Source organism: Pseudomonas sp. F3-2, assembly GCF_038804275.1.
Classification (GTDB): domain Bacteria; phylum Pseudomonadota; class Gammaproteobacteria; order Pseudomonadales; family Pseudomonadaceae; genus Aquipseudomonas.
On sequence record NZ_CP152388.1, the window covers coordinates 2,063,503 to 2,085,791 of the forward strand.

At 62.7% G+C, this 22,289-nt stretch carries 21 protein-coding genes; 9 read left to right on the plus strand and 12 right to left on the minus strand.

All coding sequences use genetic code 11. The features are described from left to right. The first annotated feature begins 111 nt into the window (after positions 1–111). Entirely contained in the window at positions 112–597 is a 486-nt protein-coding gene (locus tag AAGQ88_RS09450; protein ID WP_285425625.1) for a GNAT family N-acetyltransferase, read from the plus strand. Positions 598–789: 192 nt separating this feature from the next. Here AAGQ88_RS09450 and pncA read toward each other — a convergent pair whose 3' ends face one another. From pncA to AAGQ88_RS09475, 5 genes are all read right to left on the minus strand, one after another. Next, positions 790–1,440, minus strand: a complete 651-nt coding sequence (gene pncA / locus AAGQ88_RS09455) for a bifunctional nicotinamidase/pyrazinamidase (protein ID WP_342655100.1) — start codon at positions 1,438–1,440, stop codon at positions 790–792. An 89-nt stretch (positions 1,441–1,529) separates the two neighbouring features. Continuing rightward, complete coding sequence (locus AAGQ88_RS09460) at positions 1,530–2,495, minus strand: D-2-hydroxyacid dehydrogenase family protein (protein ID WP_342655101.1); 966 nt, start codon at positions 2,493–2,495, stop codon at positions 1,530–1,532. Between the two features lie 140 nt (positions 2,496–2,635). Beyond that, complete coding sequence (locus AAGQ88_RS09465; RefSeq protein WP_285425622.1) at positions 2,636–3,289, minus strand: DUF1345 domain-containing protein; 654 nt, start codon at positions 3,287–3,289, stop codon at positions 2,636–2,638. 146 nt (positions 3,290–3,435) lie between these two features. Then, positions 3,436–4,779, minus strand: coding sequence for a glucarate dehydratase (gene gudD, locus AAGQ88_RS09470; protein WP_342655102.1), 1,344 nt, complete (start codon positions 4,777–4,779; stop codon positions 3,436–3,438). Between the two features lie 49 nt (positions 4,780–4,828). Further along, positions 4,829–6,178, minus strand: a complete 1,350-nt coding sequence (locus AAGQ88_RS09475; protein WP_342655103.1) for an MFS transporter — start codon at positions 6,176–6,178, stop codon at positions 4,829–4,831. A gap of 340 nt (positions 6,179–6,518) precedes the next feature. Between AAGQ88_RS09475 and AAGQ88_RS09480 the strand changes: the two genes are divergently transcribed. Beyond that, on the plus strand, positions 6,519–7,232 hold the full coding sequence (locus AAGQ88_RS09480) for a FadR/GntR family transcriptional regulator (protein WP_342655104.1): 714 nt from the start codon (positions 6,519–6,521) through the stop codon (positions 7,230–7,232). A 231-nt stretch (positions 7,233–7,463) separates the two neighbouring features. Here AAGQ88_RS09480 and AAGQ88_RS09485 read toward each other — a convergent pair whose 3' ends face one another. Further along, positions 7,464–8,633, minus strand: a complete 1,170-nt coding sequence (locus AAGQ88_RS09485) for an alpha/beta fold hydrolase (protein WP_342655105.1) — start codon at positions 8,631–8,633, stop codon at positions 7,464–7,466. A gap of 190 nt (positions 8,634–8,823) precedes the next feature. On the opposite strand from AAGQ88_RS09485, the gene AAGQ88_RS09490 reads away from it, so the two are divergent. Together AAGQ88_RS09490 and AAGQ88_RS09495 are read left to right on the plus strand one after the other, a co-directional pair. Further along, complete coding sequence (locus AAGQ88_RS09490; RefSeq protein WP_342655106.1) at positions 8,824–9,909, plus strand: sugar diacid recognition domain-containing protein; 1,086 nt, start codon at positions 8,824–8,826, stop codon at positions 9,907–9,909. 206 nt (positions 9,910–10,115) lie between these two features. After that, positions 10,116–11,252, plus strand: a complete 1,137-nt coding sequence (locus AAGQ88_RS09495) for a glycerate kinase (protein ID WP_342655107.1) — start codon at positions 10,116–10,118, stop codon at positions 11,250–11,252. 40 nt (positions 11,253–11,292) lie between these two features. On the opposite strand, the gene AAGQ88_RS09500 is transcribed toward AAGQ88_RS09495, so the two are convergent. The 4 genes from AAGQ88_RS09500 to AAGQ88_RS09515 all read right to left on the minus strand — a co-directional run bounded on the left by AAGQ88_RS09500 (position 11,293) and on the right by AAGQ88_RS09515 (position 15,169). Next, positions 11,293–12,516: a cytochrome c biogenesis protein DipZ gene (locus AAGQ88_RS09500; protein WP_342655108.1), complete on the minus strand. Its 1,224-nt coding sequence runs from the start codon at positions 12,514–12,516 to the stop codon at positions 11,293–11,295. 72 nt (positions 12,517–12,588) lie between these two features. Continuing rightward, the gene (locus AAGQ88_RS09505) at positions 12,589–12,849 is read right to left on the minus strand and encodes a DUF2790 domain-containing protein (protein WP_342655109.1); all 261 of its coding nucleotides are present in this window, start codon (positions 12,847–12,849) and stop codon (positions 12,589–12,591) included. 221 nt (positions 12,850–13,070) lie between these two features. After that, positions 13,071–14,432 (minus strand): HAMP domain-containing sensor histidine kinase, encoded by a 1,362-nt coding sequence (locus AAGQ88_RS09510; RefSeq protein ID WP_342655110.1) that lies wholly within the window; start codon positions 14,430–14,432, stop codon positions 13,071–13,073. After that, positions 14,429–15,169 carry a response regulator gene (locus tag AAGQ88_RS09515; RefSeq protein ID WP_093467480.1) on the minus strand — a complete coding sequence of 247 codons (741 nt, stop codon included), beginning with the start codon at positions 15,167–15,169 and terminating at the stop codon, positions 14,429–14,431. The genes AAGQ88_RS09510 and AAGQ88_RS09515 overlap by 4 nt, the downstream gene beginning before the upstream one ends. A gap of 249 nt (positions 15,170–15,418) precedes the next feature. On the opposite strand from AAGQ88_RS09515, the gene AAGQ88_RS09520 reads away from it, so the two are divergent. From AAGQ88_RS09520 to AAGQ88_RS09540, 5 genes are all read left to right on the plus strand, one after another. Beyond that, positions 15,419–15,682: a DUF2790 domain-containing protein gene (locus AAGQ88_RS09520; protein ID WP_285423339.1), complete on the plus strand. Its 264-nt coding sequence runs from the start codon at positions 15,419–15,421 to the stop codon at positions 15,680–15,682. A gap of 93 nt (positions 15,683–15,775) precedes the next feature. Next, positions 15,776–17,143, plus strand: a complete 1,368-nt coding sequence (locus AAGQ88_RS09525) for an epoxide hydrolase family protein (protein ID WP_342655111.1) — start codon at positions 15,776–15,778, stop codon at positions 17,141–17,143. Between the two features lie 60 nt (positions 17,144–17,203). Continuing rightward, positions 17,204–18,277 (plus strand): alpha/beta hydrolase, encoded by a 1,074-nt coding sequence (locus AAGQ88_RS09530; protein WP_342655112.1) that lies wholly within the window; start codon positions 17,204–17,206, stop codon positions 18,275–18,277. A 22-nt stretch (positions 18,278–18,299) separates the two neighbouring features. Continuing rightward, a complete protein-coding gene (locus tag AAGQ88_RS09535) occupies positions 18,300–18,815 on the plus strand; it encodes a cytochrome P460 family protein (RefSeq protein ID WP_342655113.1) in 516 nt (171 codons plus the stop codon). 23 nt (positions 18,816–18,838) lie between these two features. After that, a complete protein-coding gene (locus AAGQ88_RS09540) occupies positions 18,839–19,615 on the plus strand; it encodes an alpha/beta hydrolase (RefSeq protein WP_342655114.1) in 777 nt (258 codons plus the stop codon). Between the two features lie 303 nt (positions 19,616–19,918). On the opposite strand, the gene AAGQ88_RS09545 is transcribed toward AAGQ88_RS09540, so the two are convergent. Together AAGQ88_RS09545 and AAGQ88_RS09550 are read right to left on the minus strand one after the other, a co-directional pair. After that, positions 19,919–20,176, minus strand: a complete 258-nt coding sequence (locus tag AAGQ88_RS09545; protein WP_093467498.1) for a DUF2790 domain-containing protein — start codon at positions 20,174–20,176, stop codon at positions 19,919–19,921. A gap of 426 nt (positions 20,177–20,602) precedes the next feature. Next, the gene (locus AAGQ88_RS09550) at positions 20,603–22,132 is read right to left on the minus strand and encodes an MFS transporter (protein WP_342655115.1); all 1,530 of its coding nucleotides are present in this window, start codon (positions 22,130–22,132) and stop codon (positions 20,603–20,605) included. Between the last annotated feature and the right edge of the window lie 157 nt (positions 22,133–22,289).

Here is a 22,289-nt window from a genome sequence, read left to right on the forward strand (position 1 = left end):
GGTCAGTTTTTTCGGTGTACCTGCTGCGCCGTGCTGTTGGTTGAGACACAATCCGCTCCCCGTCGTTCGCCCCTGCGCGGCGGCCTTTTCATTGATTCGGGAGACCCCGCCGTGACCCTTCATATTCGAGACGCTAGCCGCGCCGATGCCGCCGTGATTCTGGGCTTCATCACCGAGCTTGCGATCTACGAAAAAGCCGAGCACGAGGTCAAGGCCAGCGTCGCCGACATCGAGCGCAGCCTGTTTGACGAGCCGTCACCGGCCAAGGCGCTGATTTGCCTGCTGGACGACCAGCCCATCGGTTTTGCGGTGTATTTCCTCAGCTACTCGACGTGGCAGGGCCGCAAGGGGCTGTACCTGGAAGACCTGTTCGTGTCTGCCAGCCAGCGCGGGATTGGCGCGGGCAAGCAACTGCTGCGGCATCTGGCGAAGATCGCCCATGACACCGGATGCGGTCGTTTCGAATGGAGCGTGCTGGACTGGAACCAGCCCGCGATCGATTTCTATAAATCGATTGGCGCCGAGCCGCAGGACGAGTGGGTGCGGTATCGGATGGAAGGGGAAGGACTGAAGCGGTTTGCGTCGGGGCAGGATTGACGAAGAGTTATCGTTTAAATCAGATCCTGTAGGAGCGTGGCTTGTCCCGCGAACGGCTGCGCAGCGGTCGTAAAACCTGTTTCCACGGTGTGTCTGATACACCGAGCAGTCTGGTTTTACTGCCACTTCGCGCCAGTTCGCGGGACAAGCCACGCTCCTACAAAGCAAGCGCGTTGATGTTCAAAAGCGGGTTCAGCCAGTCACATCAGCACTATCAATCCGCACCACACCCGCTGCCGTCAGGTCCTGCCACGCCTTTTCCAGCGACCCGCCGAGGTCGATCGCCTTGCACGCGTCAGCGATCACCCACGTGTTGAACCCGGCCGCTCGCGCATCCAGCGCCGACCACGCCACACAGAAATCCAGCGCCAGACCGACCACGAACACGCTGTCGATGCCGCGCTCCTTCAGGTAGCCGGCCAGGCCGGTCTGGGTGCTGCGGTCTGCTTCGACGAATGCCGAATAGCTGTCGATGCCGGCATTGCAGCCCTTGCGCAGGATCAGCTGGGCATGAGCGATGTCGAGGTCGGCGTGCAGCCGGGCGCCCTGCGTGCCTTGCACGCAATGGTCAGGCCACAGCGTCTGCGCGCCGTAAGGCAGGGTGATGGTGTCGAACGGGCTGCGCCCGGCATGACTCGATGCGAAGGAAATATGTCCGGCAGGGTGCCAGTCCTGGGTGATCACCACGTTGCGAAACTGCGCGCCGAGGCGGTTGATCAGCGGCACCAGCGCATCGCCCTCGGCCACCGCAAGCGCGCCGCCGGGCATGAAGTCGTATTGCATGTCGATGACCAGCAGCGCAGCACGCGGGTCGCCGGGCAACAGGTCGAGGGAAGTGGTCATCCTCTGAGTCCTTGAGCAGTGTCTGGAAACACCGCCATTGACGCACAGGCCCGCGCGGGCCGGTATTCACGTCAGTGGCGGCCGGTTCGTCAGGCGAAGACGCGGATCGGCTTGCCGGCATGCCAGGCCTGGATATCCTCGATCATCTGGCTGAAGAACATCTGGTAGTTGTTCTGAGTGACGTAGCCGACGTGCGGCGTTGCCAGCAGATTCGGCAGGCTGCGGAACGGATGGTTCTCGGGCAGCGGCTCGATACCGAAGACGTCCAGCGCCGCGCCGGCGATCTTCTTCTGCTGGAGAACTTCGATCAGGGCTTCTTCGTCGACAATCGGGCCGCGCGCGGTGTTGACCAGATAGGCCGTCGGTTTCATGCGATTCAAGGATTGCGCGTCCACCACACCGCGGCTGCGGTCGCTGAGCACCAGATTGACCGAAATCACGTCCGACTGCTCGAACAGTGCCTGCTTGCTGACGTAAGTCACGCCGTGCTCGGCAGCGCGCTCGGCGGTGAGGTTTTCACTCCAGGCGATCACCTTCATGTCGAACGCCTGAGCGTAACGGGCGATCTTCTGGCCGATGCTGCCCAGACCCACGATGCCCAGCGTCTTGCCGTACAGGTCGCTGCCGATGCCGATCTGCCAGTTTCCGGCGCGCAGCGAATTGGCCTCGTCGACGATGTTGCGGGTCACCGCCATGATCAGCGCCCAGGTCAGCTCGGGCGCTGCATATTTGTAGCTGTCAGTGCCCACGACCGTGATGCCCAGACGCGCTGCGGCCTTGAGGTCCAGCGCGGCATTACGCATGCCGCCGGTGACCAGCAGCTTCAGATCGGGCAGTTGGCTGAGCAGGGCGTCGTCGAAGATCGTGCGCTCGCGCATCACGCAGATCACATCGAAATCTTTCAGGCGGGCAACCATCGTCGCGGTGTCGGCAGGATAGTCGTGAAGGAACGTGACGTTGCCGATCGGCTTGAGGGCTGTCCAGTCCACCACGTCTTGTGCAACGGATTGCCAGTCATCGAGTACGGCAATTCTCAGCGCGGAATCCTGAGTCATCTATCTAGGCCTCGTTCAAAGAGCACATTGGATTTGTGGCGCTCACAGTACGCCTGAGCAGGAGTAGGAGCGAATTTTTTCGCGATGCGAGGGTGCAGGCAACAGGGGGATGCAAGTGCCCCGGCGTCTTGCGAAGTGGCTCAGTTGAACAGGCCGGCGGCAATGTTGATCGAGAACCCGAGTATCGAGGTGTTGAACAGGAAGCCGATCAGCGACTGCGCCAGCACCACTTTGCGCAGGCTTCGGGTGGCAACGCCGACGTCTGAAGTCTGCACGGCAACGCTGATCGTGAAGGAGAAGTAAAGGAAATCCCAGTAATCAGGGTTCTGCTCGCCGTCGGCGAAGCGCAGGGCGGCCTTTTCTCCGTTCCAGGTGTAGAACATCCGCGCATAGTGCAGGCTGAACACCACGCCGGTCAGCAGCCACGAACCGATAATCGTGAAGCCGGTAAACGCGTAATGCAGCGCCTTGTCGCTGGGTGTCATGCCCTTGATGCCGGCCAGCTCCAGAACGATGGCGGCCAGGCTCGCGAGCGCCGCAACGCTCACCACCATCAGCACCAGACCGGCGTTTTCGTCTTCGACTTCGGCGATGCGTCTGACGTCCTCGGCGTTGGATTTGAACGTGCGCTGCATGATCAGGATCATGTAGATCCACCCGGCCACGTTCCACGCAATCAGGCATTTGCTGGTCAGTGTGATGTCGGGTGCGATGAATGAAGCGGCGATCCCGGCGGCAATACCGAGCCCGGTGGCGATGGTCAGGCGAGGATGAGTCTGGGTCAGATGGGACATGGACGGCGTCGCAGCAGTGGAATGGGCAAACCATAGCATGCGGTGATGGCACCGGCGGGTGAAGAAAAACGGCGCGCAAGGGGTTACGCGCCGGTCGCCAGTCGGCAATTTACGTGGATCGGTTCAAGCGGGCGGGCAGGCCGGGTTCAGCGAACCAGGCATGGCTGCTTGTTGTTGAATTTCCAGTCTGGAACGAGGAACTGCATGGCCACGCTGTCATCGCGCGCGCCCAGGCCCATGCCTTTGTACAGCTCATGCGCCTTGGCCACCTGGTCCATGTCGATTTCCACGCCCAGCCCCGGCTTCTTCGGCACTTGCACGTTGCCGCCGATGATCTGCAACGGCGCTTTAGTCAGGCGCTGGCCGTCCTGCCAGATCCAGTGCGTGTCGATCGCGGTAATGTTGCCCGGCGCAGCGGCGGCCGCGTGGGTGAACATCGCCAGAGAGATGTCGAAGTGGTTGTTGGAATGCGAGCCCCAGGTCAGGCCCCATTCGTTGCACATCTGCGCCACGCGCACCGAGCCTTGCATGGTCCAGAAATGCGGGTCCGCCAGTGGGATGTCCACCGACTGCAACTGGATCGCGTGGCCCATCTCGCGCCAGTCGGTGGCGATCATGTTCGTGGCCGTGCGAAGGCCGGTGGCGCGGCGGAATTCGGCCATCACCTCGCGTCCCGAGTAACCGTTTTCCGCACCGCACGGGTCTTCGGCGTACGCCAGCACCTTATGTTGATCGCGGCACAGACGGATGGCCTCTTTCAGCGACCAGGCGCCGTTCGGGTCAAGGGTGATGCGCGCTTTCGGAAAACGCTCGGCCAGCGCGGTCACCGCTTCGATTTCCGCATCGCCGCTGAGCACGCCGCCCTTGAGCTTGAAGTCCTCGAAACCGTATTGCGCGTACGCAGCCTCGGCCAGACGCACCACGGCTTCCGGGGTCAGGGCCTCCTCGTGACGCACGCGAAACCAGTCGTTCTCGGCGTCGTTTTCCGTGCGGTAGGGCAGGTTGGTTTTGTTCTGGTCGCCGACGTAGAACAGGTAACCGAGCATTTTCACCTGGTCGCGTTGCTGGCCTTCGCCGAGCAGGGCGGCCACCGGCACCTCCAGGTGCTGGCCAAGCAGGTCGAGCACCGCCGCTTCGATGCCCGTCACTGCGTGAATCGTGATGCGCAGGTCGAACGTCTGCAGGCCGCGACCGCCGGCGTCGCGTTCAGCGAAGGTGCGGCGCACGTCATTGAGAATTTTCTGATAGTTGCCAACAGTGCTGCCAACGACCAGCGAGCGGGCGTCTTCCAGGGTCTGACGAATCTTCTCACCGCCTGGAATCTCGCCGACGCCGGTGTGCCCGGCGTTGTCCTTGAGGATGACAATGTTGCGGGTGAAATAAGGCCCGTGAGCGCCGCTCAGGTTGAGCAGCATGTCGTCATGGCCGGCAACCGGAATGACCTGCATCTCGGTGATGACGGGAGTGCTGCCGGAGTTCTGTGTGGTCATGGCTAAATCCTTAGTGGTACGTGAAGCCGTAGCAACGAGGTTTCAGGGATCAGGAATGGCTGGCGGTAGCGCTGACTTTTTCGACCGGCACGGCACCGGGCTTTGGCGTCGTGCGCACGGTGAATACCAGAATCGCGGCGATGATCGAGGTCGCGGTCAAGCCGTAGAGGCCGCCCTGGATGGAGCCGGTCTGCTGTTCGAGGATGCCGAAGGTGGTCGGCGCAACGAAGCCTCCGAGGTTGCCCACCGAGTTGATCAACGCGATGACGCCTGCGGCGATGCGTGCATCCAGGTAGCCCTGCGGGATCGGCCAGAACAGCGACGAAGCCGATTTGAAGCCCATGGCCGCGAAGCAGATGGCGATGAACGCGAAGACCGGGCCGCCGGTGGTGGACATGAACATCCCTGCGGCTGCGATCAGCAATGCCGTCGCGACCCATGCCTGCTGATGCTTCCACTTGGCCGACAACGAGGCGAAGCAGTACATGCAGACGATGGCGATGAACCAGGGAATCGAGTTGAACAGGCCGACCTGGAAGTCGCTCAGATCGCCCATTTTCTTGATGATGCTGGGCAGCCAGAACGTCGCGGCATAAATGGTCAGCTGGATAAAGAAATACATCAGGCAGAACAGAATGATCTGCGGATCCTTGAGCAGCTTGCCAATGGTCAGCTTGACCGGGCTTGCGGCCTCACGGGCACGCTGTTCGGCGTCGATGGCCTCGACCAGTGCGTCCTTTTCGGCGGCGCTCAGCCACTTGGCATCGTGGGGTTTGGAGTCCAGCCAGAACCAGACGAAGAAGCACAGGCCGACCGAGAACATCCCCTCGATGAAGTACATCCACTGCCAGCCGTGCATGCCCAGGCCTTCGATCTGCAGCAGCAGGCCGGAGAGCGGTCCGGAAATCAGCGAGGCGAATGCCGAGCCGCTGAGGAAGATCGCAATCGCCTTGCCCCGTTCGACGCTTGGCAGCCAGCGGGTGAAGTAATAGATCACCCCGGGGAAGAACCCTGCCTCGGCCACACCCAGCAGAAAACGCAGGATGTAGAAATGGGTTTCGGTCTGGATGAACGCCATGCCGGCCGCCACCAGACCCCAGGTCAGCATGATGCGGGTCAGCCAGATGCGTGCGCCGACCTTCTGCAAGAGGATGTTGGAGGGGACTTCGAACAGCGCGTAAGCGATGAAGAACAAGCCGGCGCCAAAGCCGTAGGCGGCGGCGCCGATGCCCAGGTCATGTTCCATGTGACTACGTACGAAGCCGATATTGACCCGGTCGATGTAGTTGACGATGAACATGATGACGAACAGCGGCAGGATGTGCCGTTTGACTTTCGAGACCGCCGACAGCAAGACGGAATCGTCCGCGTCATGCACCCGAGATGAGGATGTATTCACTCTGATTAACTCCCACTGATTATTTTTATGCGGGTTGGAGCTTCTGTGTGTGACAAGGTGTGTGCGCCTTGTTGTTAGTCATCATACAAGTAAGGGCGTCTTCCGCAACCGGTTTTACGGGCCTTGCAGGAATTTTTTTGTAGGAATAATCTTACTTGTCTGACAAGTTGGATGAGTGGCTCTCGGCGTTGAGAAGCCCTGATTTGCGGGGGTTGGGCCTTGTACCGAGCGCTAGCTGATCTTCGCAAGCGGCGGTTGAGCCAGCCGGTCGAGCCCGGAAAAATACAAGTGCGTCGGATGCGGTTCCGGCGCGAAATCTGCCACTGATCGGACAACCTCCATGCCGACGCCAGCTTCTGCTGCTCCGAAAAGACGCCAGCACAACCTCGCCACTGACCTGGTCACCGATCTGAGTCAGCGGATCCTGATGGGCAGCATCGCGCCGGGTGCCAAGCTGCCGTCCGAGAGCGAAATCGTCCGCGAGCATGGCGTCAGCCGGACAGTCGTGCGCGAAGCCATTTCCAAGTTGCAGGCTTCAGGGCTGGTGGAAACCCATCAGGGCAAGGGCACGTTCGTGTTGCCACGTTCGGAGCAGAGCGGCCTGCACCTGAAAATGGAGACCGTGTTCAGCGTGCGGCACATCATCGAGCTGCGCATGGGGCTTGAAACCCAGGCCGTTGCCTTGGCGGCACAGCGTCGCACTCAGGAGCAATTGGTGGCGATGCGCGCGGCGCTGGATGACTATCAGGATCTGCTCGCCAAGGAGGACAGCTGCGTGGAAGCAGACCGGCGCTTTCATCTGCTGATCGCCGAAGCGACAGGCAATCCTTATTTCGTCGAAATCCTGCAGAACCTCGGCAACGCCGTCATTCCGCGCAGCCGCATCGCCTCGAGCGAGCGCGCAGGGTCGAGCCTCACTCACCATGCTTACCTGGCGAACCTCGAACACGAGGCGATCCTGGCCGCCATCCGCCGCCAGGACCCCGACGCCGCACGCGCCGCGATGTGGACACACCTGAGCAACAGCCGCGAACGGCTGGCACCTGTGGAATAAGAGAAATCAGCCTTCCCGGCTAAAGCCGGTCCTACGGAAAGGTTGCCGCGCCTGTAAGACCGGCTTCAGCCGGGAAGAGGTCGGTACATCGCTGGCTATGCAGTGTTTGGAAATCAGCCTTCGCGAGCAAGCTCGCTCCCACGAAATGTGTGTCTGGTCAGAGAGCTCGGGAATGCCCGAGATCCTTGTGGGAGTGAGCTTGCTCACGAAGGCGTCGGTGATACCGCCGGATTATTCAGGACTTGTCCCCAGAACCCCAGCCATGACGCCCGTCTGCCATTCGAAATACGGGTTGTAGGTCAGGCGGGCGAACACTTTGCCCGGTTCGCGGTGGCCCCAGTCGGAGTACCACACGAGCTCGCCGTTCAGGCATTTGCGCATGGCTTCGGTTTCCTGGCCGTTCCAGCAGATCCTCTGGTTGCCGTCCTTGCCGTAGAGAGGGTCGTCCGGGGAGAACATCAGGCCCATGTGCGAGAACTGGGCGATGCGGTACGCCGGCAGGAAGTCATCGCGCACCAACACCCGAGGCGTTTTCGCCGCCGTGGCCGGGTTGTCGCCGTACCAGATGAGGCGGCTGTCGGGATGGTTGAAGCGTGTGTTGAAGGTGTCCAGCACGAAAGCGGTGTCGAGCACCGAGTCGTGCTGGGTGATGGCGACAAACACCGGCTTGTCGTAAGGCGCCTGTTTCAGATGCTTCTGCGCCAGCAGCGCGCTGCGATAGAACTGCGCGAAGCCATTGGTGGGCACGTTCAAGTAGCGCACCGGCGTTTGCATGGGTCGTACGCCGTCGTCGGGCTTGGCCAGCCAGGGGCGGAACCAGCCGATGTATTGCGTGAGCCAGGCGTAGGTGTTTTCGGGTTTGAACGCAGGAGAAAATAGCACCAACCCGGCGATTTCCGGGTGTTCATAGGCATAGTCGAGCACCAGATTGGCGCCGGTGGAGAACCCGCCCAAATACACCGTCGGGACCTCGCGCTGCAGAATCTGCGTCTGTTCGCGCACCACTTGCTGCCATTGCCCCAGCGTGACGTCGAGCATGTCGGCCGGCTTGCTGCCGTGCCCAGGCAACAGCACCGTGCGCACCAGGAAACCCTGTCGGGCGAGCTGCTGGCCGACATCGTTGAACGACCACGGCGAGTCGCCCAGGCCATGTACCAGCAAGATGCCGCGCGTGGGCGCTGCGTCGGGACGCCATTCGCGGGGCGCGTTCCACTCGATCTCGGCAGCATGATCGTCGGTCTGGAAGGTGCGGTTCTGCTGCATCCAGGCGATGGTCTGCTGGCGGTAGTCGGCGAAGCTCGCCTGACCCAGAGGCACCTCGCCGGAGGCGCAGGCCTGCAAGGTCAGGGCGCATAGAAGCAGTGCTGGACGGCAGAGAAGGGCGCGAACGGGCTTTGGCATAGGGGAACGGCTGGCTCGACATGTCGAAAAAAGATTTGGCACTGTGCCATGGCTGGCGTGCGCTGGGTATCTGCAGGCTCGCCATCGGGGCAGGAACTTCACGCAAAAATCAGGCAGACTCCGCTGACTTATAAAAATCATAGCGTGATGTGTATGAACGCCCAGTCACTGTTCTCAATGGAAGCACGCCATGTTCGCCCTTGATCATGCCCTGGCGCAGGACATCGTCGATCGTGCGATGGCGATCCTGCCGTGCAACGTCAACGTGATGGACTACCTGGGCATCATCATCGGCAGCGGTGAGGCGGAGCGTCTGTATACGCGTCACGAAGGGGCGCAGCTGGTGTTGGCCAACCGCCGCGTGGTGGAAATCGATTCGCATACCGCCAGACAACTCAACGGCGTGCGACCGGGGGTGAACCTGCCATTGATGCTCGATCATCAACTGGTGGGCGTGTTGGGCATCACCGGCGAACCGGACCAGGTGCGGGTGTACGCGGAGCTGGTGAAAATGACCGCGGAAATGCTCATGGAGCATCGGCGCCAGCAGGCCGATCAGCAATGGCGCCATCAGCGCAGCGAGGACCTGCTGTCGCGCCTGTTGCTGGGCGACAGCGCCGCGCACCTGATTGTCGAAGCCGAGCAACTGGGTCTGCAGCCACAGCTGCCGCGCCAGGCCGTCCTGCTTGAGCTGCCGCCGGAGTCCAGTCATGCCGGTCAGGTGGCCGCATGGCTCAACGGACGGTATGCCAACAGTTGGTGCGTGTCCTGCGAGCCGGGCCTGATCTACTGGTGCCGCGCTGCTGGCAAGGACCGTGACGATGCGTTGCTGCTGGAGCAGTTCGACGAACAGGGCTGGCCGATGCAACGCATGCTGACGGTCGAGCCTTCGACGGATCTGGCTACGCTGCGCAACGCCTGTGCCGCCGCCCGTGACCTGCTCGATTACGCCCGGCACATTCAGCCGCAGCTTAAATTGCTGCGTCTGGCCAGTCATCGCCTGGCCGTGTTGTTCTGGCGCAACCGCCATGACTGGCTGGCCGAAGGCGTCGCCGAACCGATCGCACGCCTGCAGGGCAATGTGCAGTTGCTAGATACGTTACGGGCGTGGTTCGACTACAGCGGCGAAAGTCAGGCCTGCGCCGATGCGCTGGGCATCCATCGCAACAGCTTGCGTTATCGCCTGGAGAAGATTGCCGAGGTCAGCGGTTGCGACCCGTATCGCACCGGCGACTTGCTGCGCTTGTACCTGGGCATGCAGATGGTGCCTCGCTGAGCCAGACGTACCGCGTCGAGAGGCGATTACAGGTCCATCGCCTCGACCACTTCGACCCGTCCTCGCACGCGCTTTATCCACCTGCGCGCAAGCCCCAGGGTTTTTTGTTCGGATGAACAACGCGCCGACACGCCGATTGTGCGAAGGTCAGGCGGAATGTCCTGAAGATAATGAGAAGATCGCGATCATCGAATAAGGAGAACAATATGAAAATCGTCATCGCCCCGGATTCCTTCAAGGACAGCCTGAGCGCCCAAGGCGTGGCGCAGGCCATCGCCAGCGGGCTGCGAGAAGTGTGGCCGCAGGCCAGTCTTGTCGAATGCCCCATGGCGGACGGCGGCGAAGGCACCATCGAAGCGGTACTGGCCGCCTGCGATGGCCAGTGGATGACGCGTCAGGTCAGCGGGCCGCTTGGCCAGCCGGTGCAGGCGCAGTGGGGCTGGCTGGCACAGACACGCACCGCGATCATCGAAATGGCCATGGCCAGCGGACTGCAGCTGTTGGCGCTCGAGGAACGCGATGCCACCGTGACCAGCACCTACGGCACCGGCGAGCTGATCAGCGCGGCGCTGGACGCAGGCGCGCAGCGCATTATTCTGGCGATCGGCGGTTCGGCCACCAACGATGCGGGCACCGGCATGCTTGCCGCGCTGGGCGCACGTTTCCTGGACCGCGACCACCAGGCCCTGCCAGCGGGTGGTCTGGCGCTGGCGCAAGTTGCATCCATCGATCTGCAGGGCCTGGACTCACGGGTTAAAGGCGTGCAGTTCGAGGTGGCCGCCGACGTCAACAACCCGCTGTGCGGGCCCCACGGCGCATCGCATATCTTCGGCCCGCAGAAGGGCGCGTCCACCGAGCAAGTACTGGCGCTGGACGCTGCGCTGGCGCATTTCGCCGAGTGCTCGAAGGAGGTGCTGGGCAAGGACGAGAGCGAATACCCCGGCAGCGGCGCCGCCGGTGGTATGGGCTTCGCGGCCAGGGCCTACCTGAACGCATCGTTCCGTCCGGGCGTTGAAGTCGTGGCGGACCTGACCGGGCTCGAAGCGGCCCTCGAAGGTGCCGATCTGGTCATCACCGGAGAAGGGCGTTTCGATGCGCAGACCTTGCGAGGCAAGACGCCGTTTGGCGTGGCCAGAATCGCCCGACGGCGCAACGTGCCAGTGATCGTGCTGGCCGGAACCCTGGGTGATGGCTACGCCGACCTTTACGAGCACGGCATCAGCGCCGCGTTTGCCCTGACCAGCGGCCCGATGACCCTGGATCAGGCCTGCCGTGACGCCGCCGTCCTGCTGCACGATCGTGCTCGGGATCTGGCGCGGGTGTGGGCGCTGGCCGCACGGTAAATCTGCGCAGCCACGCTGTCGGTCTGCCCGCAGGCATTGCTTAGCGGGAGGCCGGCGTGTCGTGTCTGGCCTCGTCGAGGAGCTGCCGGATCACCTGTTCCTGAGTGTCATAGCTGCCTTCGCCGAAATGGGTGTAACGGATCTGGCCGTTGGCGTCGATGAGGTAATGCGCTGGCCAGTACTGATTGTCGAAGGCTTTCCAGATCGCATAGTCGTTGTCGATGGCGATCGGGTAATTCAGGCCCAGCTTCGTCACGTTTTTTCGCACGTTGTCGACGACCCGCTCGAAGGGGTATTCCGGCGTGTGCACACCGATCACAACCAGGCCGTCCTTTTCGTACTTTTTTGCCCACTCGTTGACGTGAGGAATACTGCGCTGGCAGTTGATGCAGTCGAACGTCCAGAAATCCACCAGCACCACCTTGCCGCGCAGCGCCTCGTTGGTAAGCGGTGGTGAGTTGAGCCATTGCACCGCGCCGGACAGCGACGGCATCTGACCCTTGCTGCCGAGGTCTGGCACAGTGGCCGCCTTCACGTTCTCGACCACGTAATCGACGAGCTTCGGCACGCCGCTGAGCAATGTCTGCTCCACGCTCGCGGCACGTTGCGACGAGGTCCCGGCGAGCCACTGGCTTTCGGAGCCGGTGGCAATGACGCCCGCCACCAGCAGCGCGACAACGCCGGTGCCGCGCCGCATCCAGGTGGTGACCGGCAGCGACAGTTTCAGTCTGGACACCAGCCCGCGCCCGGCGAAAATCAGCGTGCCCAGCGAAACAGCGCTGCCCACTCCGTAGGCCAGCAGTAGCAGGCTGGTCTGGGCATTTGGCCCTTGCAGCATCGCACCGGTCAGGATGATCCCCAGCACCGGCCCGGCACACGGCGCCCAGAGCAGCCCGGTGGCGACCCCGATCATCAGCGACGCGGCAGGTCCGGACATGCGTCGGGTGGCCGGATCGAGACGATTGCCGAGCGCGACCAGCGGGCGCGTCAGCCAATGACCGACCCTGGCCGAAAGCAGTGACAGGGCGAACAGCACCAGCACCGCCAGCGCGAGGTGACGGCCGATGCCGTTGGCCGTCACCACCCAGTCGCTGCTGACCACCGCCAGGCTTGAGACCACGGCAAAGGTGATGCTCAAGCCGAGCAGCGTCAGGAAGATCGACGACGCCGAACGGTCGGCGCGGGCGAACAGAAAGGGTACGACCGGGAGGATGCACGGGCTGAGCACCGTTACCACGCCGCCCAGAAATGCGATCAGCAACATGTGGAGCTACCTGTAATCAAGTGAGGGCAGGCGTTTACGGCACTGCCCGAAAGGACACCGTGACGGGCGTGATCAATTGTCGTGACAGCCGCCGGAGAGGCTCTGGTAATTGAGCACCTGGGTCTGATCCATCGAGTCCAGGTAGGTCAGCTGCGACGTGACCACGGCGCAGGCCGGGCTGGTGGTTTCTTTGGAAGCGATGACTTTCTTGATGTCCAGATGAGTGCCGTAGGTGTACGTCTGCGGCGTGATCAGGTCTTGCGCCTGAGCCGTCAAGGCACCGAGGCTCAGGGCGGCAAACAGGGTGGCGATCGAAAGATTTTTCCAGTTCATGGCGTTCTCCAGTGCGTTCAAGAGGTGAGTTCGAGTGCGCTTGTGTGTCACTCGATGGAGCCTATTGAACGTCGTGGAGGTATCGCGGATGTGTCGCGAAACGGCCCGATTAAATCGCCAAGTGTCTGCCGGGGCTGCAGATACAGTGCGATACAAAAAGGCCGCGCGGCGATCACCGGTCCGGATCGTGCGCGGCCTGGGCCGAGTAGAGTGCCTGGCAGCTATCGGGCGGGAAGATCGACCGCACTGTCGCCGACGACCTTTCTGACCGGGCCGGTGATCCTGGCCGGCAGCGTCAGCTCGGCGCACAGTCCGCCGCCTTCGCGGTTGAACAGCTTCAACGTGCCTTGCAGGGTCAGCGCCAGTTGTTGCGCGATCGCAAGGCCCAGTCCTGTGCCGCCGGTTTCACGGTTTCGCGAGCTTTCCACGCGATAGAACGGCTTCACGACTTCAGCCAATTGATGCTCTGCGATCCCCGGGCCACGGTCCAGCACCTGGATGAGCATGCCGCCGTCGGGTCGGCTGTCGACGCGGATCTCCACCTGCGAACCGAATTTCAACGCGTTGTCCGTAAGGTTCACCAGCACCCGGCGCAGCGCGTGAGGGCGGGTTTCGATGGCGGCGCCGCTGCCGGGGGTAAACAGCACCTGCTTGCCGGTGTCGAGGTAATCGAAGACCAGGCTTTGCACGAACGCGTCCATGTCCACGCGCCGCCCCGGTTCGCTGGACCCGGCCATGCTCCGCGCGTAGGCCACGCCTTCCTGAACCAGATGCTGCATTTCAGTCAGGTCATTGCACAGCTTGTCCTTTTCCGCCGAGTCATCCATGAATTCGACCCGCAGCTTCATGCGCGTGATGGGGGTCTGCAGGTCGTGGGAAATCGCCGCCAGCAACTGCATGCGTTCTTTGACGTGGGTAGCGATGCGTTCCTGCAAGGTGTTGACGGCCACTGCCGCGTACACCACTTCGACAGGGCCTTCTTCGGCCAGCGGTTCTCCCTGACCGTTTGGATCGAGGCCATCCACGGCGCTGGACAGACGCGTGAGCGGGCGAATCACCGTGCGCACCGCCAGCCATGTGCAGCCCAGCAACAGCAGCAATTGCGCCACCAGCACGGCCGGAAGCCAAGGCGACAGCGGCGAGATGGAAGGGCGCACGTCGATGGTCAGCGGGCTGCCGTCCTTCAGGCGCAAATGCGCCTGATAGTGAGGGCGCACGTCTTTGATGGTGGTGAACGTCAGCGCGTAGTCGCGGCCCAGGGTCGCCAGCATCGAGCGCACCGACACCGGCGCCGTGCTCATGTCCATCGCCGAGCCCGACTGCCCCTCGTCGAGCTGATAGCGATAGTTAGGGTGTTCGAATCGTGGCAGCCAGGCGGCCCGCTCATCGGCAGGCAGGCGTTCGAGCACCGCGACCGACGTCGTGAGGTCCTGCTCCAGATTGCCCAGCATCATCGTCATCGCGCTCTGGTAGCGCTCGTAGAATTGCAAACCGAACGACAGCCCGTGAGCGACGACCAGGCTCACCAGAAAAATGAGCGTCAGTCGCGCGGCGAGCGTGCGCGGCCAGCGGGGCGTCTTCATGACGCGTCCCCGAGGATTTCGACCGGGTAGGTGAACACGTACCCCTCGCTGCGCACGGTCTTGATGTAAGCCGGGTCGCGGGCGTCGTCCAGCAGTCGCTGCCGCAGGCGGCTGACCAGCAGGTCGATGGATCGGTCGAAGAGGTCGGCGTCGCGACCCTGGGTGAGGTTCAGCAGTTGGTCGCGACTGAGTACGCGCTGGGGATGATCGAGGAACACCCGCAACAGGCGGTATTCTCCGCCGCTTACCGCGACGATGGTGCCTTCGCTGTCGAGCAAGTGGCGAGCCGTGGTGTCCAGGCGCCATTTGCCGAAAGCCAGCAGACGACCCGCTTCGCTGACGATCAGGTTGGGCGGCAGCATGCGCGTGCGCCGCAGCACCGCATTGATCCGCGCGAGCAGTTCGCGCGCCACGAACGGTTTGACCAGGTAATCGTCGGCGCCCATTTCCAGGCCAATGATGCGGTCGGTGTCATCGTTGCGCGCAGTGAGCATCAGGATCGGCGTCGCTTTGTGCTTGCCAGCGCGCAGTTCGCGGCAGAGCACCAGCCCGTCGTCGCCGGGCATCATGATGTCCATCACGATCAAGTCCACCGGCGTCGATTCCAGAAACGCACGCATCTGACGCCCATCGGCCACCACCGTGGTGCGCAGACCGTTTTTCTGCAGGTAGTTGCCCACCAGTTCCCTGATTTCACGGTCATCGTCGACGATGAGAATGTGATCTACGTGCTCCACCGGGCTCACCTCTGGCTGTTGTTATCACTCGACGTTTTAGAGACTTGCAGGGCCTGTCGTCAATCAGATCCGGAAGTCATTTCGCATTTATGTATCGTTTTGTATCTGGGCTCTGCGGGGATACACAACGTTGCTTTTCTGCAGGGTCGGCGACACATGCGCGATACCTCGCCAGCGCTTAATGAGCTCCATCGAGACGGGCCAGCCCACTCGAACCACCTCACTCATTGAACGCCTGGAGATCGCACCATGAACTGGAAAAACCTCAGCCTCGCTTCGCTGTTCGCGCTCTTGACCCTTGGCACTGCCGCCGCTCAGGCGCAGGACGTTGTCAAGGCGCACACCTACATGTACGGCGAGCACCTGGACATCGCCAAAGTGCTGTCGGTCAACGAAGCGTCGCCGTCCGTCTGCGGCATCGTCAAATCCCGCCTGACCTACCTGGATTCCGCCGGTGCGGCTCACGCCGTGGACTACCGCAGCATCAATCAGGACTGCGGACAGGACAACTGATCCCGACGCTCGCTGGTCCGGCAGCCACGCTGCACACCGGCGCCCGCCCGGGCCGTTTGCGCCCGTCGCTCATCGACTGACAGGACATCCATCATGTGTACAGTTTCGCCCACGTCTGTCTGGCCGCGCTGCCTGGCAACTTCCGTAAAAGCCGGCGTCCTCGGGTTCGCCATGCTGGCAGGTGGCAACGCCGCCTGGGCCGCTTCCTCAACGCCTGACGCTTCACCCACCGCCGCAACCACCGACGCGTCCGAGGCGATACGGCCTTATCGGATTCACGTCGACGAGGCCCGGCTGACCGATCTGCGTGCACGCATCGCGGCCACCCGCTGGCCGGACAAAGAGACCGTCAGCGACGTGTCCCAAGGCGTGCAACTGGCCCAGGTCCAGGCGCTGGTCAAGTACTGGGGCAACGGCTACGACTGGCGCAAGGCCGAGGCGAAACTGAACGCCTTGCCCGAGTTCATCACCACCATCGACGGCGTGGACATCCAGTTCATTCACGTGCGTTCGCATAACCCCAACGCCATGCCGCTGATTCTGACCCACGGCTGGCCCGGCTCGCAGTTCGAGTTCCTCAAGACCATCGGCCCGCTGACCGATCCTGTGGCCTACGGCGGCAAGGTGGAGGACTCGTTCGACGTGGTCATCCCGTCGATACCCGGCCATGGTTTTTCCGGCAAACCGACCGAAACCGGCTGGGGCCCCGACCGTGTCGCCAAGGCGTGGGACGTGCTGATGAAACGCCTGGGTTACAGCCATTACGTCTCCCAGGGCGGCGATCATGGTTCGGTCATTTCCGACGCGCTCGGCCGTTTGAACCCGCCCGGTCTGTTGGGCATACACCTGAACATGCCGGCCACCGTGCCACCTGAGCTGGTCAGGCCGATCAACAGCGGCGATGCCGCGCCGTCCGGGCTCGATGGCGCTGAACGCAAGGCGTTCGATTCGCTCAGCGGCTTCTTCGGTCGCAACGCCGCCTACGGCGCAATGATGGTGACCCGCCCGCAGACCATCGGTTATCTGCTGGCCGATTCGCCGACCGGCACCGCCGCATGGATGTACGAGAAGTTTGCGGCCTGGACCGACAGCGACGGTCAGCCTGAGAAGGTGCTCGGCCGCGATGAGATGCTCGATGACATCAGCTTGTACTGGCTGACCAACACCGGCGCGTCCTCGTCCCGGTTCTACTGGGAGAACAACAACAATAATTTCAGTGCTGCCGCCCAGAAAACCTCGGACATCAAGGTCCCGGTGGCCATCACGGTGTTCCCTCACGAGATCTATCAGGCGCCGAAAAGCTGGGCACAGCGCGCTTATCCGTCGCTTTCCTATTACAGCCAGGTGAGCAAGGGCGGCCACTTCGCTTCCTGGGAGCAGCCGCAATTGTTCAGCGAAGAACTGCGCGAGGCGTTCCGTCCGCTTCGTACCCGCCTCGACGCGTCCGGAACGCCCGAGTAACGCATCTTTATCTGATTTCAGCCCGTCGCTGCCACTGGCGGCTCGTTATGGAGAACTATCATGAGCATGACCTCGATGAACCCGAACGCCTCAGCCCGTCGTCGTCGGGTGCTGGTTCCGTCACTGATCGCGGCCGCACTGCTGCAACTGGGCGCGCTGGCAGCCGGCACTGCCCAGGCCAGCGCTGCCGAAGTACCCGCCGCCACGATCGACGCCATCAGGCCAGGCACCACGACTTCCTTCGGTGAACTCAAGCACGTCAAGGCCGGTGTGCTGGATGTTTCCTATGCCGAACTCGGCCCGGCCGATGGACCCGTTGTCATCCTGCTGCACGGCTGGCCCTACGATATTCACAGCTACACCGATGTCGCGCCGGCGTTGGCACAGAAGGGCTACCGGGTACTGATCCCGTCCGCCCGCGGTTATGGCGACACGCATTTTCTCTCGGCCAAGACCCTGCGCAACGGCCAGCCCGCCGCGCTGGCATCCGACCTGATTGCCTTCATGGACGCGCTGCACATTCAAAAGGCCGTGCTGGGCGGCTATGACTGGGGCGCGCGTACGGCCGACATCGTCGCGGCGCTGTGGCCAGAGCGGGTGAAAGCACTGGTGGCGGTGAGCGGCTATCTGATCGGCAGCCAGGAGGCGGGTAAGGCGCCGCTGCCACCTGCTGCGGAGTTGCAGTGGTGGTATCAGTTCTATTTCGCCACCGAGCGGGGCCGTCTGGGGTATGAAAAGAACACCCATGATTTCGCCAAACTGATCTGGAAGCTCGCCTCGCCGCAATGGGCATTCGACGACGCAACCTTCGACCGCAGCGCCGGTTCGCTGCAGAACCCGGATCACGTGGCCGTTTCGGTTTTCAATTACCGCTGGCGTCTGAACCTGATCAAGGGCGAACCCAAATATGAGGCGATCGAGAAGAAACTCGCGGCGTTTCCTTCCATCGGTGTGCCGACCATCACCCTCGAAGGCGACGCAAACGGTGCGCCGCACCCTCCGGCGGAGGCCTACGCCAAGCGTTTCACCGGTAAATACGAATACCGCCTGATCACCGGCGGAGTCGGCCACAACCTGCCACAAGAGGCGCCACAGGCCTTCGCCCAGGCGGTAATCGATGCCGATCATCTCTGAGCGGCTGACCAGGAGAAACAGCATGAAACCCAGACATCTGGCGTTGTGGTCCGGCGCGCTGGCATCGCTTGCGCTCACCCTCGGCGGCGTTGCAGCGGCCGACGCCGGTGCCGGTGCCGACGAAGTTTCACCGATCTATGGCGTGCACCTTCCTGAGGGGTATCGCAAATGGGAGCTCATCGCCCCGGCCCTTGAAGCGGCGCCACTGAACGAGCTGCGTGCGGTGGTCGGCAATGACATCGCGGTCAAGGCCTATCAGGACGGCACGCTGCCGTTCCCTGACGGCACGGTGCTGGTGAAGCGCGCCTGGAAGCACGTGCAATCGCCGGAGTTCGAGTCTGCCTCGATCCCCGGTGCCGCCACCACCGTTCAGGTCATGGTCAAGGATTCGCAGAAATACGCAGCGACCGGCGGCTGGGGCTTCGGCCGCTTCGTCAATGGCAAGCCGGTTGATCAGGCGCAGCACGAGACCTGTTTTGCCTGCCACCAGGCGCGCGTCCAGAACCACGATTTCGTCTTCACCCGCTACGCCCCATAACCCGATCCATAACGGAGTTCCCCATGAAAAAAATCATTGCTTCCATTGCCGTCGCGACCAGTCTTCTGGCGGGTGGCACTGCCTTCGCCCAGACTGAAAAACCCACGGTCGTGCTGGTCCATGGCGCCTTTGCCGACGCCTCCAGCTGGAACGGCGTGGTCGGCATCCTGGAGAAGGACGGCTACCGTGTCATCGCGGCCGCCAACCCGCTGCGCGGGGTCAGAAGCGACGCCGATTCGGTCGCCTCGATCCTCTCCAGCGTGCAGTCGCCGGTCGTGCTGGTTGGGCATTCCTACGGTGGCAACGTGATCAGCGCCGCCGCCAACGGCCATGCCAACGTCAAGGCGCTGGTCTACGTGAGCGCCTTCGCCCCGGATACCGGCGAGACGGTCGCGGGGCTCGCCGGCAAATTCCCCGGCAGCACGCTCGGTCCGACGCTGGCAGCGCCAGTCGCCTTGGCCGATGGCGGAAAGGATCTGTACATCCGTCAGGATAAATTCCGCGACCAGTTCGCAGCCGACGTTCCGGTCGCCGAGGCGGCATTGATGGCCGCCACGCAACGTCCGGTGACCGAAGCGGCACTGAACGAGGCCTCGGGCGTTCCGGCCTGGAAGCACATCCCGTCGTGGTACATCTATGGCGACAAGGACAAGAACATTCCAGCCCAGGCCATGGCGTTCATGGCGGAACGCGCGCACGCCAAGGCGGTGGAGGTGGTGAAAGGGGCTTCTCACGTGGTGATGGTCTCGAATCCGGCGCCCGTTGCGCACCTGATCGAACAGGCCGCTGCGAGCCAGTGATTCACGTATTGGCTATCCGCTCGGTGAGTGTTGCCGACAAGCGGGCGCTGAAAATCTGTAGGCGTGAGTTTGCTGGCGAGAGCTGATTTCCAACCACTGCTGGTATTGCGGATGAACGGCGTCTTCGTGAGCAGGTGTGCAGACGCAACCGGGGTCTGAGCAGTCAGGGAAGGCCGGCAGCAGGTCGTAATTGACCTGTCAGCTCAGCGAGGTGTCGCAGAGAAAGGGGAGAGGCCGCCGTTATTATTCTGGCCCGCGCGGGCGGGTTCAGGCGGCCTGTCTCTCACGGGCGGTGTTTACGGATCAGTTATCGCCCAGGCAGTTGTTACCGTTGGTTTCGTAGCGCAGGGTGTGGGCCTTGCCCATGTGATCGACGTAGCTCAAGTCTACCGGGCGCACGCCGCAGAAATTCAGGCTAGGCGTCTTGGTGACCTGCGCGATGTCCAGCTTGGTGCCGTAGGTGTAGTCCTGCACCTGCGGCATGTTTTTCATGTCGGCGTTGGCGGTCAGGGCAAAGCTGCTCAGGGCGGTCAGGGTCAGGGCGATCAGTGTGGTTTTCATAATGGCTTCCTTCATATCGGGGTAATGACTTTCTTGAGCCCGTATGACGAAGCCCGACTAGGGTTATTCCCGCCGGAACGAAAATAAATCCCGAGCGCCTGGAACACGCCGAGGCATGGCCGTACCGGCCTCTTCCCGGCTGAAGCCGGTCCTACAGACGCCCCAAGCTTTTCGTAGGACCGGCTTTAGCCGGGAAGGCGTCGAGTGTTACGCCCCTGATCGAAGGAGGCGACAGTTGGCTAACTCCCAAAAAGATCTGCGGGTATTCCCGAACTCTCCGGCCACACCCAACTCCCGTAGGAGTGCGCTTGCCCGCGAAGACTGGTTTCCAGCCGAAGCCTCTCCGGCGGACACACCGGCCAATTCGCGGGCAAGCGCGCTCCTACCAGGGTAATGCGGGGCTGGCTGGTATCGAGCCACGGCACTTCAGGCGGCTTTCACTTGCATGACCGGAATCGGTTTGCGCATCAGCGTGCCCACCAGGCCTGCCGCGAACAGTCCTGTGCATCCGGCGGTCCACAACACGGTCGCGAAGCCACTGACGAACGCTTGCTGCGCCAGCGGCTGCACCAGCTGCCGGGCGTCGCTGTCGAGCAGGTGCAGCGCGGCGCTCATGTCGCCGGCGACCACCCGCGAGGCGATGGACTGTGCCTGATCGAGCCAGAGGGGAGCGGCGAGATGGAGACTCGTCTGCAGCGCGCTCAATGTGTGGCTGGCGAGCAAGGCACCGTAGGCGCCGACGGCCAGCATGATTGCGCTGAAGCGCATGGTGGTGCTCATGCCCGATGCCATGCCGGTTCGCTCGCGGGGCACGCACGCCATGATGTTTTTCTGCGTGTCGCCGTTGAGCAGCCCGGCACCGGCGCCGGTGACCGCCATGGCCAGCGCGAAGGCCGGGTAACCGCCGACCCCGGTCGCCCAGGCGCACAGCAGATTGCCGATACCGACCAGGCTCAGGCCCAGCGCCATCATCGCCGCCGGCGACAGACTGCGCGACAGCGTCGGGCCCAGACGCGGGCACAGCAGCATGGTGATCGCAAACGGCAACATGCCCAGGCCCGAATCGATGGCGCTGAATCCCAGCCCGTTCTGCAGATAAAACGGCAGCAACGTCATCATCACCTGGGCGCAGCCGGCATAGGCAAACATGCCCAGCAAGGCGCCGATGAAACGTGGCGACCGGAACAGCTGCAGATCGACCATCGGCCGGCGCTGCACGCGTTCCACCAGAAAAAACAGCACCAGCAGCAGGCCACCGCCCGCCAGGCGGGCAAAGGTCAGCGGGTTGTCCCAGCCGATCCGGTTGGCCTCGATCAGGCCCCAGATCAGGCTCAGCAGACTGGCACTGAAAAACAGACTGCCCCAGGGATCGAGGCGCGCCGATTGTTCGTTGCGTGATTCGCCGATGTTGCGCACCACCATGGCCAACAACAGCAGCCCCACGGGCAGGTTGAGGTAGAAGATCCAGCGCCAGCCGATACCTTCGGCAATCAGCCCGCCCACGGTCGGCGCCGCCGTCATCGCGACTCCCATGCACGCGCCCCAGAATGCCCAGGCTTTGGCGCGCTCGGCTTCGTCGTGGAAGACGTGGCCGATGGTCGCCAGCGCCGAAGTCAGCAAAAGTGCCGCGCCGACGCCTTTGATGGCACGTGCGATGTCAAGCATCAGGATGTCCGGCGCGGCGCCACAGCCCAACGATGCAGCGATGAACAGCACCAGGCCCGTCAGCAGCATCTTCTTGCGTCCGAAGCGGTCGGCCAGACTGCCGGCGGGCAGCAGCAGCGCTGCAAAAGCGAGCATGTAAGCGCTGACCACCCATTCGATGTCGGCAAAGCCTGCCCCCAGATCCCTGGCGATGCTCGGCAGCGTGACCGCGACGATGTTGGTGTCGAGCACGATCAATGAACACACGCCTGAGGCGGTGAGCAGGGTCATGCGCGGGCTGGGCTGTGACATTCGATGACTCCGGTCAAGTATTAGGTTGCAGCTAATGAGCAGGTTCAGGTGCGAGATCCGTCGCCAGCGGCTTGGCAGTGGACAGAGGCGATGGGTCGGCTGACGTCGCGCCGCTACTCGGGCTGTCGGCTGAGCACAGAATATTCCGGGATGGCTT